The sequence below is a fragment of the Tengunoibacter tsumagoiensis genome (assembly GCF_003967535.1).
In the GTDB taxonomy this organism is placed as follows: Bacteria; Chloroflexota; Ktedonobacteria; order Ktedonobacterales; family Ktedonobacteraceae; genus Tengunoibacter; species Tengunoibacter tsumagoiensis.
This window is the reverse complement of the sequence record NZ_BIFR01000001.1, coordinates 1,402,498-1,420,000: the sequence shown is the minus strand read 5'-3', so window position 1 is coordinate 1,420,000 and position 17,503 is coordinate 1,402,498. Positions and strand designations below refer to the sequence as shown.

Sequence of the window (17,503 nt, the reverse complement as noted above, 5' to 3'; positions counted from 1 at the left end):
GCCGCATGTTGGATAGCCCATACGCAACCAGGAGATACCGTTATAGACCATCGTTCCATCGACACCCTGAATCTGAGCTGGGTCCTGGGTTGGTAAGATGATTGGAGTTGGCGTAGGAACCTGCGTTGCCGTGGGCACCAGTGTGGGAGTCGGCGTAGGAGTTGGTTTTCTAACCACCTTTGGCGTTGGTGCAGGGGCATGTCCTGATGATTGAATAACAAATTTATACGATAGGCTCGTAGCTACCAGCACTACTATGATTACTACAGCAGTGATAATCCCAGCTGGCCGCTTTAAAAAATTTAACGCATTCTGTAGTGTATTCACTTCTTCGATTACCTCTAATAGCTTCCTCAGCTTTTCTGTTGAGAAAGATTTCAATCAACGTACATTCTACCACGAACGAGAAATGCATAAAAAATGTTTTTCTCATAGATCTCTCTTGAGAAGGTCTCCCTACACTAATACGATGAGAAGAAAAAAATGAGAGACAACTGCGGAAATGAAGGGGAGTGTCTTATGCAGGCCCTTCTCATACGGCGACATTTGTGCATACATAGACCTGCATAAAACGGAAACTATTTTCCAATACAAAATTCGTGAAATATTTTATCTAGCAGATCATCACTTGCTGTCTCGCCGGTGACTTCACCCAACACGTCGTATCCAGCCCTTAAGTCGATGGACACAAAATCAAGCGGAAGGTTCTTCTGCAATGAAGCGATGGCGGCATCTATATGCTCTGCTGCTCGTCTCAGTGCATCTTGATGACGAGCGCTGGTCACCAGAACGTTCTCATTACTCTGTAACTTTCCTGACAGTGCCAGTTCGACAATAGCTTCTTCTAGATCTGCTAGTCCTTGCCCCGAGAGTGTTGAAGTAGCAACTAGCGGTGCATCAGGCCAGATTTCTTGCAGTTCACCAGTCTCGACTCTCTGCTGACAATCGGCTTTGTTAAGCACAAGCACGACCGAACGCGACGAGGACTTTTCACGGGCGCCAAATCCTAACGCTTGTAGCTCGTCCATAATCTGACGATCCTGAACAGTCAGGGGAGTAGCGCCATCAAAGACCAGCAGAATGACATCCGCGCTTTCAGCTGCCGCACGACTTCTTTGAATCCCAATCTGTTCGACAGGATCATCGGTTGGTGTGATTCCTGCGGTGTCAATAAGATGAAGGGGGATGCCACGCAGGTTGGCAACTTCTTCAACTGTATCGCGCGTGGTACCTGCTACTGAGGTGACGATGGCACGTTCGGTACGAAGCAACGCATTGAGCAGGCTAGATTTGCCAACATTGGGACGGCCAATAATCGCTGTACGTAGCCCCTGGCGATAGAGCCGGCCCTGTTCCGATCCCGCTAATAGCTGAGCAATCTGTCTCTGGGCCAGAGAAACGATGGGCACCAGTTCGGCAACTGTTGGAGTAGGAACATCATCTTCAGGGAAATCAATACTCGCTTCAATGCGGGCAACCACGCCCAAAATGGTGTGTCGCGCCTCTTGCAATTGCGATGACAGTTGACCCTGCAACTGTTGCACTGCCAGGCGCCGCCCTACCTCTGTCTGCGATTCGATGAGGTCCATGACTGACTCAGCCTGGGCTAAATCAAGACGCCCGTTTAAAAAAGCACGTAAGGTAAACTCTCCTGGATTAGCCATCCGGGCTCCCTGAGCCAATACTGCTCGAAGGAGGCGCTTTAAGACAAGAGGTCCTCCATGCCCCTGAATCTCAACGACATCTTCTCGGGTGTATGTATGAGGCGCACGCATAAAGGCAACCAGGACTTCATCCAGCAATTCCTGGCTCTGTGGATCTATGATATGCCCATATGTGAGTTGGTGAGAAGGTGGAATCTGGTCATTGGCCCTGCGGCGAAAGAGTGGGCTGACCAACGCAAAAGCGTCAGACCCACTGACACGGATGACTCCAATCCCTCCAACACCTTGAGGCGTGGCAATGGCGGCAATAGTATCGTTTTGCATGGCTAAATTATAGCGTATCCCTCTATAAGTCACAAGAATAGCTCAATTAAATCAGGCGTTCAGGATGGGTATAAACGTTGAGTGAGCGCTCACGTAAAAAGCCAAGCAGGGTAATACCGCTCTTCTCTGCCAGCTCGATTGCGAGGCTAGAGGGGGCAGAGATCGCTACCACACAGGGGATGCGAGCCAGCAAGGCTTTCTGGAGAATCTCAAAAGAGGTGCGTCCACTAACCAGCAGAATGTGCTCTCGATAAGGTTGAATGTGCTGCAATAGGCCATAGCCTACCAGCTTATCGACTGCATTATGACGGCCAATATCCTCACGCACAAGCTGCAGCTCTCCATTCAATCCAAAGAGACCAGCTGCATGAAGCCCGCCTGTTGCTGTAAAGACCGTCTGTTGCTCTCGTAAGCGATCTGCAAGAGTATAAAAAAGGGCAATTGGAAGCTGCAATGCATCTGGCTCTAAAGGCGAGGTAGCAAGGAGAAGATCGCTAATACTCTGCTTCCCACAAAGTCCACAACTTGAAGAGACTGCAAAATGGCGCTCAAAGCCTGGATGACCATTAGATGATAGCTGTGACAATTGTATGTTCAGTACATTTACCAGTGGTAACCCATCTTCATCCAGAGCATTCTCAATGCGTAAAACTTGAGCAGCATCGTGAATGACACCTTCTGAGAAGAGAAAACCCATCGCCAATTCTGCATCATGCCCGGGAGTGCGCATCACAATAGCCAGACTCTGACCATTGATCCTGATCTCTAAAGGCTCTTCTACGGTTACCAGCTCTGTCCGATGGTGCTGGTCATTGCCTTGCCAATGGCTGATATCGATCTGCATGACCCGTTCAGGGTCCTGTGCTGCACGCCAGAAGTGAGAGAGAGTCATCCTCTTCCTTTCTCTTTGGTAGAACCAATTTACTCTGCATAAGCAATGATCTGCCAATCTCACTATATCATACATCTTAAAGGGCAGTGCCTGGCCGATCTTCCTTACAGCCAGGCACTGCCCTCTTAATTACCTCTCGCTAGAGAATGCCGTGTCTATTAACTAGCAACCAATCTGTAGAAGCTTTGCACTACAACAATAGGTTGGAGCCGCTGGCCCTGGAGCTTTCAGGCCTTTATAGGTATCGATCTTTGTAAAGATATCGTTATACATTGCCGTTAGCATTGGGCCATTCTGAGCACCACCCTCACCACCATTCTCTTTCATGGCGACAATCGTTAAAGCAGGCAACTGTGAGGGATTATTCACCGAATAGGGAGCCTGCGTAATTAACCAGCTTTGAGCCGGAATACTCTCATTATCACTTACCTGAGCGGTTCCTGTTTTGCTGATGATGCCCCAGGGTGAGCCATTAATTCTGACACGCTCAATCGAGCCAGAGCCACAGTAGGTTACTCCATACATAGCTTTCCGTGTATCGGTGGCAGCCTTCTCACTCAATGGGGCACTTAATTGCTCGGGGGTAAAGGTCTGGAGTGCGCTTCCATCATGATTGGTGATCTTTGCAACCAGCATCGGGTGCATGAGCTTTCCATTGGCCGCCGCTGCATTATCAAAAAGAGACATCTGAAAAGGCGTGATGCTATTGTATCCCTGACCAAAGGCATTCGCAGCCAGCTGATTATCTGCCAACGTCTGAGTTCCTGCTGGCAAAACCGTACTGGGTGTCACTGGTAGGTCAAAGGGAATCTGCTCGCCAATATAAAACTTCTTATTGAACGCCAGCCACTTATCACTGCCAGTATTCACACCAATCTGTGCAAAAATGACGTTATCTGAATGAGTAAAACCATATTCGGTAGTAACGGGGAATTTGGATGTATAGCCACCGATGTTATTACCAACAGGCCCGATCTGCTGCCCATTGTAGAAAATTGGCCCCAGTGCATGCTGCTGATCAAACGACTGATCTAATGTTGTCTTTCCTTCGTTTAAGCCAGCCATCAACGTGACGGTTTTATACACAGAACCAGGAGCATACGTCTCTTGCGTAGGCCTCCAGCGCAATGGCTTCCCAATTGGATCATTCGCCAGTTGATTATAGTAAGACAGGTTGCCTTTAACTAGCGTCTGAACCATTCGATTAGGATCATAGCCGGGTCGGCTCAGCATCGCCAGGATCTCGCCGGTCTGAGGATTTGTGACAATTACGGAGCCTCGATCAGTCTTAAATGTTGAATTGTCCACAATCTGCACAGGATCATCAAAATGCTGATTCACAATTCGTTGAATACGCACGTCAATCGTTAAGTAGAGATCATTGCCAACTGGAGATTGATGAAGGAGATGGTTCATCTGATTCTCTAACTCTGTGGCTCCGACCTGACCCGTCAGATAGGCATCGAACTGGTGCTCAAGCCCGGTACTGGGATAGTTTGGACCAGCATAATAGCCAATCAGACCAGCCAACGAAGGCTCATAATAGTGACGCATATACCCACAGCGCGCATCTTGATTGGGCTGCGAATCCGCTAACAGGACTCCATTTCGATCAAATATGCGTCCCCGCAAAGGCGCGTTCTCATATAAACAGGCGCGATTATTATGTGGATTACTGGCTACCTGCTTTGAAACAATAACTTGCCAGTAGACCAGCCCTCCACTCAAAGCCAGAAACAACACAATGAAGAGCAAAGTGAGCTTCCTTATATTTGCACCAATATTCATAATACACCTTTTATTACATTAAAATAGAATATCTTCTGTATATAATACTCTATAAAGTGTACCATTGAGATATAATCATTGCAAGAGTGAGTAGATCAGGTGGCAAGATCTACCCCAAAGAGGAGCCCGAGCACCTGAGAGGAAAGCTTCTTTGCTCAAGAGAGCCCATAAGCAAAAAAAGAGGTCCAGCCACCTTTCGGTAGCGCCAGACCTCTTGAAAGAATTGAAACGGAGAGAGTTAGCAGCCAGGACCTCTTTGGAGAAGCTGGGCCTTACAGCAGTACGTAGGTGCCGCCACACCTGGTGCCTTCAAATTTTTATAGGTATCCACGTTCGTGAAGATATCGTTATACATCGCGGTAATCATTGGGCCATCCTGGCTACCACCTTCACCACCATTCTCTTTCATGGCGACAATCGTCAGAGCTGGCAATGCAGATGGATTATTCACTGAATAGGGAGCCTGGGTAAAGAGCCATGAATGAGCCGGTGTTTTCAGGTCATTGCTCACCTGAGCGGTTCCTGTTTTTGCAATAATGCCCCAGGGCGAAGCGCCAAATTGAGCGCCCTCAACCAGACCCGAACCACAAAATGTAACCCCATACATAGCCTGTCGTACATCAGTCGCTGTTTGTGCGCTGACTGGCGAGCTTAGAGATGTAGGAGAATTGGTCTGTAAGGCATTCTTATCATGATCTGTGATTGCCATCACCAGAGTGGGGCGCATCAGGTTACCATTATTGGCTACAGCATTATCAAACAACGTCATCTGAAACGGCGTTACAAGGTCTAATCCCTGACCAAAGGCATCATTCGCCAGATCATAATCGCTCAATGGCTGATCGCCAGTCTGTACCTTACTCTTCTCTACTGGTAGATCAAAAGGAATCGTCTGATCGACATAAAACTGCTTATTTAAGTCCAACCACTTCTGTGCTCCTGTTTTTACTCCGATCGTGCCATAAATGACATTGTCCGAGTGAGCAAATCCATACGCAGTTGAGACAGGAAGATGTAACGTATACGCATTTTGTGTAAAGTCTCGATTTTGATCACCAACCCACTGAAGGTTATTACCCGAGGGGCCGACATTACTGGGGACGCCATCACTCTTTTTAAAAGCCACTGGCCCAATCGCATGCGTCTGATCAAATTGCTCATTCAGGGTAGTGCTCCCAGAGTTCAAACCTGCCAACAATGTTACCGTTTTATAGATCGAACCAGGAGGGTAGACAGACTGTAATGGACGCTCAAGGAGGTTCTGATTTACAGGATCAGACATCTGATTATAATAATCCAGATGATCTGCCTTTCCTGAGGAGAGGGTCTGCACCATCTTATTTGGATCATAGCCAGGACGGCTCACCATCGCCAGAACTTCTCCTGTATGAGGATCTGAGACAATCACTGAACCGCGATCAGTCTTATACACAGCATGATTATCAACATTAACGGGATCATCAAAGTGCTGATCTACAATCTTCTGAATACGATCATCGATCGTAAGATAGAGATCATTGCCCACAGGCGATTGATGGAGCACTTTATTCACGGTATTAGAGAGGACGGTCGAACCTACACGGCCACTGAGATAATCATCATATTGTTTCTCAATACCACGTACCTCATAGCCAGGTACATAATAACCAATCAAACCAGCTAGTGAGGGATCATAGTAATGGCGTGTATAGCCACAACCAGAGGTGCTATCAGGCTTGGAATCAGCCAGTAAGATGCCGTTCCGATCAAAAATGCGGCCACGAATAGCGGCGTTCTGAAAGAGACATTTTCGGTTGTTATGAGGGTTGGAGCTTACTGAATCAGCTACAACAACTTGCCAGTAGACTAATCCTCCACTGAGCGCAAGGAAAAGCACAATAAAGAGTTGAGTCAGCTTGCGTATGCTTACACTAATATCCATCAAAAAGCATCCTTTGCTTTAAACCTGCTACTTGACCTGGACGACACCGTTAGGAAGAGTCCCTGGGAGGGAGTGTATCATTAAAGCTCAATAATGGCAACTTCTCCCCCTTGCTCTACCCAGGTTGTCTCATCTTGTCTGGCATACAGAAGAGATCTACTTAAGAGATCTATTTACGACCACTATGATAGTTACGCATAGTCTCTGTCAGACTATCGCCTGCGTATTTATCCAGGAGCGCCTCTGTTAGCACAATCGCCATCATGGCCTCACCAACAACGCCAGCAGCAGGAACGACGCAGACATCACTACGCTCATAGCGGCTCTGATCAATGTTTTCGCCCGTAGAAAGATCAACAGAAGGCAGAGGATGGGCTAATGATGGGATTGGCTTCACACCAACACGCGCAACAATTGGCTCTCCATTTGTGATTCCGCCTTCAATACCACCCGCATTATTGCTAAGATGGTACCAGCTCCCATCTTCGGCATGGCGCAGAACATCATGAACATGCGAGCCAGTCACACGCGTTGCGCCAAATCCAGCCCCAATCTCCATTGCCTTCACGGAGGGAATACTCATTAAGGCCTGACCCAGGCGAGCACTCAAACGACGATCCCATTGACTGAAGCTTCCCAATCCAATTGGAACGCCAAAGGCAACCACTTCAAACACGCCACCACAGGTATCGCCATTGCGTTTGGCCTCCAGGATGCGAGCAATCATCTTTTCGGTTAGCTCAGCATCTGCACACCGCATAGGCGATTCCTCAACCGCATTCCACAAGGAATCGTTATACGCATCCTGTGTCATACCTCGCTCGGTTGTATATCCAATATCAGCAACCGAAAGCACATGACTACGAACAGTAATCCCAAATTGTGACAGGAATTGACGACAGAGGCCACCCACCGCCACACGAGATGCCGTCTCACGTGAGCTTGAACGCTCAATAACGTTGCGCACATCATCATGCCCATATTTAATTGATCCGGTAAAGTCTGCATGTCCAGGCCGAACACGTGTTACCTCCTCAACCTCTGCCTCAATCGGGGCCGCACTCATGCGCTCTTCCCAGTTAGGCCAGTCAAGATTCTCAATCTGCATGGTAATGGGTGAACCCAACGTTTTTCCGTGACGAACCCCAGCCAGAAAACGGATTGCGTCCTTCTCAATCTTCATGCGCCCGCCACGTCCATAGCCACCCTGTCTCCTGCGTAGATCAACATCAACAATTGTCTTCTCCACTGGTAGACCAGCTGGCAAACCCTCTACGATCATTGTGAGGCAAGGGCCATGCGATTCCCCTGCAGTCAGAAAACGAAACATACTATGAGCTCCTCAAAATATTTCAAACTCTAAGCTATGCAAAGAGAGGTCTCTGGCCATGAAACAACGTTTGTCTCACCTTATTTACACATTCGCTCTATCTCACAAAGTATACTAAGGATAGAGCCTGAACAGAATAGACAGAGTATACAGAGTCTCAATTATAGTCTTTCATAATCCTCTAAATTATACAACAGATTGTCTCCCCTTTATGGCTCCCACCGGCTTCACACCACAAATTCACTCCTCCTCTTCGTTTAAAAGAGAAAAGGAGCGGTGCAAGCAGAAATAGTCCTTATACAAGGTGGGTTATCAAGTGGATTATAAGGTGGATGAAAACCCCTCTCTTCCAGGGTCTATCCTTTCTCCAGCAGGTGAGCTTCTATACAATCGATCGAAAGTCAAACAAGATCGTTAACGAGAGCGCAACAAACATAGAAGGGATGAACTATTTATTATACAAGCCACCTATATGAGAGAAGTACCATAACTCAAACGTATAGTTACACAACAGTAGACCTTTCCATCTGAACAATACTTGCCTGGCTGATAGCTTTAATTGAGAGAACTCTCTTTTTTCTGTTGCTATCAATTTCCGGATCAATCGAGCATACTCTATTTTTTGGTATTTGGAGTTAGTACTTCTACGACTGAATTTCTACACAAGAAAGATTTATCAAGCACCAATTCAATAGATTATTGAATTGTCTATTGACATTGAACAGAAGCGTACTTTACAATACATTTGACCAATATATTGTGTATTTATCAACTTCCTAACGTAAAATAGATGACAAACAGGAGGTACAAATGTCCCCCGAACAACCATCTAGCAAGATTGGAAAATCAGTTGGGGAAAAATTACGGGCAGCACGTGTAGCACAACATTATACGCAGAGCCAACTTGCTGCCCCTGACTTCTCCGTAAGCTATATCTCTGCCATTGAACGCGGTCAGATCCATCCTTCTTTACGTGCTCTTGAAATCCTTGCCGGGCGTTTAGGGCTCACGTCAACGCAGCTCTTACCTGCACGCACGCAAGCAGACGAACGGTTTGGTACAACGACCAATCTTGCAGAGCGCGATGATGATGAGATTCAACTGGCACTTCTAGAGCTCTCTCTCCTCATTCAACAAGGAGAGCCTCAACAGGCCATTCATCAATTAGAAGGGATCTCTGTCAAACGCCTGAAGCATCCTTACCTCTTACAGCATCATTATCTTCTAGGATGCGCTTACTATAAGGTCCAACGCCATCAAGAAAGCGAAAACTTGCTCACAGCCGGACTCCAGCAGATCAAAGAAGGCGAAGATGTCTATCTATCCAGGCGCTTTCTTTATCAGCTCGCTCTCACTTATACAGCTATGCGTAACTATGCTCAAGCGTTACAAGCCTATCAGCGCACATTAGATCTGCTTGAAAAGAGCGAGCCCCATGATCCTTTTTTTATTATTCAGCTCTACATTCAACTTGGTCAACATTACACTCGCACTGAAAACTTTGATCAGGCCATTGCCATGTTTCATCAAGCCCTATCGCTAACTGAAGGCCTGGGGAGCACGCACGATATCCAGGCCATTTATGCACAGATCAGCTCTTATTATGCTGAAAGCAAACAATCAGTTCTGGCAACGCTGTATGCATATAAATGTGAACAGATTCACCATCAGCAGACCATTAAAAATTTGCGCAGTGAATTGCATCATTTTCTTGGTCATGCCATCCTCCAAGGTGATCCAGCCAGAGCGCGCGAATACCTGGATGAGGCTTTACAGTCGCCTACTGTCCTGCAAGATGCTTTGACGCTGGCCAGCATTTATACGCGCAATGCCGAATGGTATTTTGATCAGAAGGATTGGGCAGTGAGCAAACAAAACGCTCAACATGCCAATGCACTGGCACAAACCTTTGGAGACTGTGTCATTGGGGCGGAAGCATTGATTATGCTAGGGCGAATCAATTATGCACAACAATTGCCAGAGGCAGGCTCTCAATACTTTGTTGAGGGGCTCGATATGCTGGAACGCATAGGAGCACATCAGGAACTGGCCGATGAGTCAGTACGCTATGCAGAACTACTAGAAAGCCTCGGTCAGGAGCGCGAAGCCTTTACCCATTTTCGCCGCGCTTTCCAGAGCAAACAGAAGCTCGGCCAATAAGGTTCTATCATGTATCTCATCAAACTCTTTGCATTCTTTATAAGAGAGACAGAATAAGAGAGGCTGACTAAAAGAGAGACGGAAACAGACAGCCCGATGAGAAGAGAGGCTGAACATTGACAACCAGGCAGGCACCCGAAGGTGGTAAGATGAGGAAACGCCGACGAGCGCCGTGTACAGAGACAAAAGATGCATATCGATCTCGACACAGTTTTGAGAAGAGCTATTTGATGTTTACCTGGTTGTCAGTGTTTAACCCAGTGTACCCCCTATATACATGTGCTATCTATTTAATATAAAGCCATGCCAGAGGAACATACCATTTTTTGCTTGATAGGCGGCAATAGAATGCCAGGTCGCGTCCACATTTTGAGCCCGCGTAATCCAGAAAGTTCTTCCTGTCACATTGCAGGCTGAGGGCTGATGAAGATCAGGCTATTACCCTTCTCAGCCGCAAATCTTTGTCATTCTACAAATTAGAAACATCTCTCGATCATCCTCACTACCATTAACGATTAAGAACAAAAAGGCAGAACTTTCCTTCTTCATTTTGAATACATAGTACTATAGTGATATAGTGATCTAGAAATACATGAAAAATGAGTTGATATCCAGGGTCGCGTAACAGTCGTACGCTGATTCAAAAACAGCCATCAAAAAGGATGCAAAATAATTACTATCTCTATTAGATCATTCTGATAATTGAAGCCAACGATTAATGATCTACTGAGGACAGGAAAGGCAGGAACATAGGCAATGACGAACCAGAACGAGGAAGCTCTCCCAGGAGAAAACAATCTACAATTAACCCATCTTGATGAGAGTGGCTCTATCCATATGGTTGATGTTACGGAGCGCCCTGAAACTTCACGTGGAGCTATTGCTAAAGCTCGCGTGCGCATGGCCCCCTCGACACTTCATCTCATTGAAACAAATCAGGTTGCTAAAGGGAGCGTGCTGGAGGTGGCCAAGATTGCCGGGATTATGGCGGCTAAACAGACCCCCCAACTTATACCACTCTGCCACCCTCTGCCTATGACCCATATCGATCTGCGCTTTACACTAGAAAGTGAGCAGGGTCTCCTCTGGATTGAAGGACAGACCCGCACCCATTACAAGACTGGTGTAGATGTCGAGGCTCTTACTGCTGTGACGGTGGCTGCACTTACTATCTATGATATGTGCAAAGGAATTGATACCACGATTACAATCGAACAGGCCTATATTGCACAGAAAAGTGGCGGCAAAAGTGGTACCGTTACGTTTGAACCGGCTGAACGCTCGCATTAGGCGATAGCTCTTACCTCTACTTGGGAGAAAAGTCCTTCCAGGAGATTACGCTCTTCAGGCCTGGATAATTGTAGCGTGGTCGTCCCCAATGGCATAACAAGCGCACCAGTTGCATCAACTGAGCTTGCGCTCCGAATCGCTCGGGGATCTCCCCCCTGCCAATGCACAAGCTCGGTTATTCCACCCAGAGGCAGGCTAATCTCCAGCCTCTGCCCATGTACCTCTTCAGCCAGACCCTGGATATGGAGCTCTAATTGCTCACCCTGCTGTTGAATGGTCGCTTCTAACTGGCGGGCCTGTAAATGAATCACAGGTTGCTCATTTTGGGAAGATCGGGAAAGTGTCTCATTCAAACGCGTTCCTGTTCCGCGCCGTACACCAGTTCCAACCAGGCCAGGTGTATACGTTTGAATAGCTGGAGGTATGCTACCTGGCGCATCCGGACCCTTAAAGAGGTTGGCCACGGGGACAAGATTCTGTAAGGCCTGCCGACGTACTGTGCTTTGTGTAATATGAGCGCTTACTTGCAAGGCAAGCTGTAATAACGAACGTGCAGCTTCATCTTGATCCCGATGCTCATGACGCGCCTGCTTCAGAAGTGCTTCGGCCTGGGTAATGAGAGATTGACAGAGATGGGCCAGCATCCGAGAAGGGGTAGCGGCTAATGTACGAGTACCCTGACCAAGCTGTTGACGGGCCGGAACAGAACCCAATGCATACCGAAGTGCATCATACAGCTCTACATAGGCAGTATGGCACGAACGACAACCAGCCAGATGATAAAGAAGAGGGGCATACAGAACGGTCGCTTCCGTTCCACGAGTCAGCAGTTCTTTAATAAAGTCTGGAAGCTGCTGATAAAAATGGGGATGGTACTCGTTAGAAAGCAACAAAGCGACTTCATGCTCTGTCTCTTGTAGCTCGTCGGTGCTCGCTACCTGGGAAGTGGGTGATTGCATAACGTGGGAGATCCATTGAGCAAGCCTGCCAGAGGAATCCTGGCTCTGGCCCTGTAAAAATGAGGAACGATCCATACTTAACTCCTTCAGAATAACAAACCTTATTCATCTTTATAGAAGCGCAGTAAGCGCTTTAACTGTGCTGAAGTGAGCCGTACGATAGACTCGCCTTGCCAGTCCAACAGCCCTTCCGCAACCAGGCCCCTCAATCCTTGCCTGACATTCTCCTCGCTCAAATCCTGCTGAGCAAGGGTCTGTAACTCCACTACATACTCAGAAGGTGTAGCAGAAACCTTCGTATACATAGTCAAACGTAAGGCAATAAGAACCGTCAAATTGGAGCTCTGTTGTTGGAGGCAGTTGCGGAGCTTTTTATGGGCATGATCTTTATGCTGGCTCACGTGAGGGTTGGTCTCAGTTGGCAGGTTGAGCTTTAGTTCCTCAAGTACATTTTGGAAGAGATCGTCAGCGCCAAATTCTTGTAACTCTTGAAGAACAGCCTGAAGCTGATTAGGGGCTGCACTAAGATGGAGGATACAATGTTTAAGGAGTGAACGTAGCTGATACTGCGAGGCCAGTTGTAATGTTAATTCTTCGGGTGTCGCAAATGGTGCAGTTCCCCAGAGCGAAAGGGTGGCCTCATTGAGCGGATTGTTCTCACCATCATCTTCATTGAAGAGATCATGATCTGAGATAATAGTTGTCTGTGCACTACGCTTTCGCAACCGATCAATGGCCTTATTGCGAACGCTTCGACTTAAAAAAGCATAAAACTGAGCATCATTAAGAGAATCAAGCGCCGTCAGTGGTGTGCGATCGCCTCCACCAAGAAGGCCCAGACGCACGAGCTGCTCTACAACATGTCCAATCACTGTATCGACTTCAAAAGCATCGTATTTTAATGCTCCTAAAAAACGTTGGGCAGTACGATGTAAATAAGCATATAGCAAAGGATAGCTCTGTTCAGTTTTATACCGTAAGTCTTGAGCAGTGAATGGCATGCAGGAAAGCCCTCCAAAGTTCCCCTACCATTCGCACTGCACATCTCTCATTGCTCTGTTAACCAGGATAAGCGTCATAGCGATGCCCACAGTAGGGTAAAGTCATCATATTCAACTACATTGTATATTGAAGCAGCTTTGGGCGCAATAAAAAAAGCTTCGGACCTGGTTTTCTCTTCACAATAACCACCCTCTAAAATCCTATGACGCTTTCCTGTGACTCTTTATAAAGCGAATAGATAGAGCGACGCATTGAGGGATCCCCTCTGGTCAGAGAAGTGGAACAGGACGGAGAGGGCTCCAGTGGCCCGCGTTTCTCGACCGCCACCGGAGCCCTCTCCGTCCTGTTGCTCCCACACGACCACTATGGGACATTTGAACGCTTTCAGAGATGTAAGAGGCGCTTCCTTATATACTGGAATTGACACTGGAATTGACGACACACTATCCGTTCGGTCTATTCGATGTCGCCGCGCTTTCCAAGGCGCTGATGCTCATATGCTTTTTTAATAGTTGTGAGGCTACGCTGAACCTCTCCCCTCTCTTCAAGCAGGTTGGCGAAACGGAAGTAGGCACTTGCAGCAATCTCATGGGAGTTGGCTTCCTCCAGAAGCTCAAGAGCTTGAGTAAAGTAGCTATCAGCTGAGGTGAAATCACCTGCCTGATGACGAATCTGTGCCAGAGCCATCAAAGCCTGTCCCTGCGTCTGTGCATCATTTCCTGCGCGGGCGTACTTTAACGCCTCCTCCGCTTCTCTCTCCGCTTCTTCGGTCTGACCTCGCTTCAACAGCAGCTCTGCCAGACCTGTATGGCAGATAGAGGCTGAAACTTCATCATTGAGATCACGCTCGATAATAATCGCCTGACGATACTCTTGTTCGGCACCATCGAGATTGTTCTGCTTCTCCAGCGCTTTCCCCAGACGCTGATGGGTAAGCCCTACCAGGCGCTGCTCATCGCGCATCTCATATACGGCAAGGCTTTGAGCCGCATATTCACGGGCCATGTTTAATTTACCAACTGATTTATAATGCTGGCTGATCTCCATATACTTCTGGGCAAAGCTCTTGCTATCACGATTCATCTCGTTCAGCATTGAAAGCGCTTTATGATAAAAAGAGATGGATTTCTCTAAATCCCCCAGCCGGAAATAATCATTCGCGAGATTACTAAAGACTTCCAACGCAAACACAGGATCGGTAATCTGGCCACTTTCAATGGCAACATGACAACGTTGATGGTGTTCTACTGCCAGAGTATAGTTATAAAGGAGGAAATATGCCCTGCCCAACAAGTTGCGTGCACGCTCGATAAACTCACTATCGTTTAATGCCTCACCCTGCGAGACCGCCGAACGCAGGTCCACCACCGCCTCTTGATACTCGTTCGACCCTAAATGGATCTGGCCATGTAACAGATATAATCGATAAACTTGATCAGTAGTAATACGATCTGGGAGAATTGGCTCTAGCAAAACTTCCGCTTCAAGATATGCTCCCTGCTGCACGAGCACGCTAGCCTGCAAGAGGTCGATATCAACTCGCTGATCTGGACCAGAGTCTGCAGGTGAATAACCAACTGCACGAGCTTCTGCGGCCCCAGAGGGAGAACCTTCCAGCAAAAAGGTCAGAGGAACATCCAGACGACGAGCTAAAATGGAGAGGGCCTTTAATGAGGGGCGAATCTTGCCTCGCTCAATGGCTGAGATATAGGAGATAGAAAATTCAGGGGCCGCCAGTTGCGCTTGAGTCATGCCTAACTTTGTACGGACTTCACGAATATTCGTACCAACTCTCGCTGCAACCGCCTTCCCAACATTGGCAGTCTCAAGGGATGGCATAATAACAATTTCCTTTCAGAAAATATATAATCAACGTCCTGTTCTGCAGCTTCAGGATACTCAATGGAAACTAGCGAACTTTTTTTTACAGAACCCGCATTCATCCTAGCTAGCGTCCTACTTACATATCTACAGAGCAGCTCAGAGTATCATCGATAGTACAAAGAAGAAGAATAGCAAGATATTACTTGATATTTCGTAGTCTAGCATAGACTACGATTCTAGTCAACCCATATTGTACTTTTCTCCTCGTCTCTTTGTGTAATCTCGCTCATCAATGTATTCGGTAGGAATACAATATTGTTTGAATACAAAACATCGAAGTTTTACATTCATATTCTTTTTTCTCTCCGGTTGGCTGTAAGTTCTCTAGCACTACATGAAAAAATTTCGATCTAGATTGCAATTGTATAAGCGAAATCATTCAGTACAATGCTTTATATATAAGCGTATATATATATACTATTACCACTGGTCTCTGTTGCACCGGGGTCGAATTGGTTTACACCGTAACGGATTTAACGGGATTCTTCGGATAAAAGGCAAGATCTCCTGCTTTTTATCTGGGAAAATGGTGAGCTCACCAGGCAGGGCTCTAGCAAATTCTCTCTCTCTCTACTATAATGCAAGCATTATTGGGTCTTTTTTTTGAAGTTCTGCAACAATCTATTGCTTGACGCGAAAGGCCGCACGCCCTCTTTCTCAGTAGAACTTCTCTTCCTTCAGTCTCTTTTAACGCAGAAAGGGCCAGGACCATGAGTAGCATACCAGGGATGTTTGCACAGGTTTCACAGCGGTTTGGCACACGTCCAGCAGTCATCGAACCAGTCGCCAATCAACAGCTTTCGACTCTTACTTATTCCGGGTTACAGACACGGATCGAACAGTTCGCTGGCTATCTCCAACAGCTCTCTGTGCCCAAAGGCGAGCGGATTATGATCTGGTCCCCCAGTTCTAGCGATTGGTTAGTGGCTTATTTTGGGGCCTTACTTGTTGGATTAGTAGTCGTACCACTAGATGTGAATACGAAGGAGGATTTCCTTGCCCGCTTAGTTGATTCAACTGAGGCTCACTATCTCATTGCAACCCAGAAACTTTTTCATTCGCTCAAGCATTCTTCTTTAACATGGATCGATATTGAATCGCTTCCAGGTGGAAATCTTAATCGATTAACGCTTCCAGTCATCCATGAGGATGATCTGGCTGAGCTTGTTTTTACCTCGGGTACGACTGGACAACCCAAGGGGGTTATGCTCAGCCATAAAAATATTTTGTCTAATGCTCATGCTTCGGTTGAGGCTGTACAGATTAATGAGCATGATCGCGCGCTCTCGATTCTTCCTCTATCGCATATGTTTGAGATGACTATCGATATGGCTCTGCTGAGTACGGGCGCCAGTATTGTCTATGCACGCTCTCTCAATCCTGATGTTCTTTTCAATCTCCTTGAAACTCAACACATCACCTGTATGGTTCTGGTTCCACAGGCTCTCCAATTATTTATGAATGGGATTGAGCGCGAGATCCGTCGCAAAAATATGCAGAAACAGTGGGAGCTCCTACATCGCGTTGCTCGCTATACGCCTTTCTCTCTCCGCCGCTATATCTTTCGCGCCATTCATAAACGCTTTGGCGGCCATTTCCGTCTCTTTGTCAGTGGGGGCGCATATCTTCCTCCAAAATTAGGGCTCTGGTGGGAAAATATGGGGTTCCGCGTCCTCCAGGGCTATGGGGCAACTGAATGCTCGCCCGTTATTTCTGTCAATCCTCCCCATGACCATAATCTGGCTTCGGTTGGGAAACCGATCCCTGGGGTTGAGATCCGCCTGGATGCAGATCAAGAAGTCCTGGTAAAGGGGCCCAATGTCGCTCTTGGCTACTGGCAGAATCCAGAGGCCACTGCTGCGGCTTTTCAAAATGGCTGGTATCGTACTGGCGATCTTGGCTATCTTGACGAGCAGCATACGCTATACCTCAAGGGACGTAAGAAAAATCTGATTGTGCTGGGCAATGGCATGAATGTCTATCCCGAAGATCTGGAGAATATCTTACAGATACAGGAAGGGGTGAAAGATGCGATCGTGCTGGGCAAATTGGATGAAGAGAAAGGGCCTGAGGTTCATGCTGTCCTCTTGATGGAGGATACAGCTAAAGCTAAGCAGGCTATTCAAAGTACGAATAAACTGGTCGCTTCCCATCAACAGATCCGTGGCTTCACAATCTGGCCCAATGAAGATTTTCCACGCACAAATACGCTCAAGGTGAAACGCCAGGATGTCTATGCAGTCCTACAAACGATGCCTCAGGGCATTAACTAAGCGGAACAAAAAAGAA

General features: G+C 47.2%; 12 protein-coding genes (1 of these 12 cut by a window edge). 3 read left to right on the top strand and 9 right to left on the bottom strand.

Features of this window, described 5'->3' with window-relative positions:
• The 6 genes from EL628_RS05625 to aroC all read right to left on the bottom strand — a co-directional run.
• On the bottom strand, window positions 1-327 hold the 5' end (the start) of the coding sequence (locus tag EL628_RS05625) for a hypothetical protein (RefSeq protein ID WP_161975294.1). The gene continues 915 nt to the left of window position 1, outside the view; 327 of the gene's 1,242 nt are visible here — the first part of the coding sequence; the start codon lies at window positions 325-327; its stop codon lies beyond the left edge, outside the window.
• Window positions 328-578: 251 nt separating this feature from the next.
• Window positions 579-1,988 (bottom strand): tRNA uridine-5-carboxymethylaminomethyl(34) synthesis GTPase MnmE, encoded by a 1,410-nt coding sequence (gene mnmE, locus EL628_RS05620; RefSeq protein WP_126578997.1) that lies wholly within the window; start codon window positions 1,986-1,988, stop codon window positions 579-581.
• Window positions 1,989-2,034: 46 nt separating this feature from the next.
• The gene (gene fdhD / locus EL628_RS05615; RefSeq protein WP_218028875.1) at window positions 2,035-2,880 is read right to left on the bottom strand and encodes a formate dehydrogenase accessory sulfurtransferase FdhD; all 846 of its coding nucleotides are present in this window, start codon (window positions 2,878-2,880) and stop codon (window positions 2,035-2,037) included.
• A 162-nt stretch (window positions 2,881-3,042) separates the two neighbouring features.
• Window positions 3,043-4,635 carry a penicillin-binding transpeptidase domain-containing protein gene (locus tag EL628_RS05610; protein WP_245993995.1) on the bottom strand — a complete coding sequence of 531 codons (1,593 nt, stop codon included), beginning with the start codon at window positions 4,633-4,635 and terminating at the stop codon, window positions 3,043-3,045.
• 271 nt (window positions 4,636-4,906) lie between these two features.
• Window positions 4,907-6,589 carry a penicillin-binding transpeptidase domain-containing protein gene (locus tag EL628_RS05605; RefSeq protein WP_126578995.1) on the bottom strand — a complete coding sequence of 561 codons (1,683 nt, stop codon included), beginning with the start codon at window positions 6,587-6,589 and terminating at the stop codon, window positions 4,907-4,909.
• Window positions 6,590-6,758: 169 nt separating this feature from the next.
• Window positions 6,759-7,919 (bottom strand): chorismate synthase, encoded by a 1,161-nt coding sequence (aroC, locus tag EL628_RS05600; RefSeq protein ID WP_126578994.1) that lies wholly within the window; start codon window positions 7,917-7,919, stop codon window positions 6,759-6,761.
• Between the two features lie 810 nt (window positions 7,920-8,729).
• Here aroC and EL628_RS05595 point away from each other — a divergent pair.
• Both EL628_RS05595 and moaC read left to right on the top strand, forming a co-directional pair.
• The gene (locus EL628_RS05595; RefSeq protein ID WP_126578993.1) at window positions 8,730-10,079 is read left to right on the top strand and encodes a helix-turn-helix domain-containing protein; all 1,350 of its coding nucleotides are present in this window, start codon (window positions 8,730-8,732) and stop codon (window positions 10,077-10,079) included.
• A 756-nt stretch (window positions 10,080-10,835) separates the two neighbouring features.
• Window positions 10,836-11,369, top strand: a complete 534-nt coding sequence (moaC, locus tag EL628_RS05590; protein ID WP_126578992.1) for a cyclic pyranopterin monophosphate synthase MoaC — start codon at window positions 10,836-10,838, stop codon at window positions 11,367-11,369.
• Here the strand turns inward: moaC and EL628_RS05585 are convergent.
• From EL628_RS05585 to EL628_RS05575, 3 genes are all read right to left on the bottom strand, one after another.
• Window positions 11,366-12,403 carry a hypothetical protein gene (locus tag EL628_RS05585; protein ID WP_126578991.1) on the bottom strand — a complete coding sequence of 346 codons (1,038 nt, stop codon included), beginning with the start codon at window positions 12,401-12,403 and terminating at the stop codon, window positions 11,366-11,368. The genes moaC and EL628_RS05585 overlap by 4 nt on opposite strands.
• 26 nt (window positions 12,404-12,429) lie before the next feature.
• A complete protein-coding gene (locus EL628_RS05580) occupies window positions 12,430-13,329 on the bottom strand; it encodes an RNA polymerase sigma factor (RefSeq protein WP_126578990.1) in 900 nt (299 codons plus the stop codon).
• Between the two features lie 457 nt (window positions 13,330-13,786).
• Window positions 13,787-15,169 (bottom strand): helix-turn-helix domain-containing protein, encoded by a 1,383-nt coding sequence (locus EL628_RS05575; protein ID WP_126578989.1) that lies wholly within the window; start codon window positions 15,167-15,169, stop codon window positions 13,787-13,789.
• Between the two features lie 755 nt (window positions 15,170-15,924).
• Here EL628_RS05575 and EL628_RS05570 point away from each other — a divergent pair.
• Window positions 15,925-17,487, top strand: coding sequence for an AMP-dependent synthetase/ligase (locus EL628_RS05570; protein ID WP_126578988.1), 1,563 nt, complete (start codon window positions 15,925-15,927; stop codon window positions 17,485-17,487).
• The last annotated feature ends 16 nt before the right edge of the window (window positions 17,488-17,503 follow it).

What these genes read in the sequence shown, in the direction of transcription:
- mnmE (WP_126578997.1), bottom strand. Translation starts at nt 1,988, where the DNA reads ATGCAAAACGATACTATTGCCGCCATTGCCACGCCTCAAGGTGTTGGA.
- fdhD (WP_218028875.1), bottom strand. Translation starts at nt 2,880, where the DNA reads ATGACTCTCTCTCACTTCTGGCGTGCAGCACAGGACCCTGAACGGGTC.
- EL628_RS05605 (WP_126578995.1), bottom strand. Translation starts at nt 6,589, where the DNA reads ATGGATATTAGTGTAAGCATACGCAAGCTGACTCAACTCTTTATTGTG.
- aroC (WP_126578994.1), bottom strand. Translation starts at nt 7,919, where the DNA reads ATGTTTCGTTTTCTGACTGCAGGGGAATCGCATGGCCCTTGCCTCACA.
- EL628_RS05595 (WP_126578993.1), top strand. Translation starts at nt 8,730, where the DNA reads ATGTCCCCCGAACAACCATCTAGCAAGATTGGAAAATCAGTTGGGGAA.
- moaC (WP_126578992.1), top strand. Translation starts at nt 10,836, where the DNA reads ATGACGAACCAGAACGAGGAAGCTCTCCCAGGAGAAAACAATCTACAA.
- EL628_RS05585 (WP_126578991.1), bottom strand. Translation starts at nt 12,403, where the DNA reads ATGGATCGTTCCTCATTTTTACAGGGCCAGAGCCAGGATTCCTCTGGC.
- EL628_RS05580 (WP_126578990.1), bottom strand. Translation starts at nt 13,329, where the DNA reads ATGCCATTCACTGCTCAAGACTTACGGTATAAAACTGAACAGAGCTAT.
- EL628_RS05575 (WP_126578989.1), bottom strand. Translation starts at nt 15,169, where the DNA reads ATGCCATCCCTTGAGACTGCCAATGTTGGGAAGGCGGTTGCAGCGAGA.
- EL628_RS05570 (WP_126578988.1), top strand. Translation starts at nt 15,925, where the DNA reads ATGAGTAGCATACCAGGGATGTTTGCACAGGTTTCACAGCGGTTTGGC.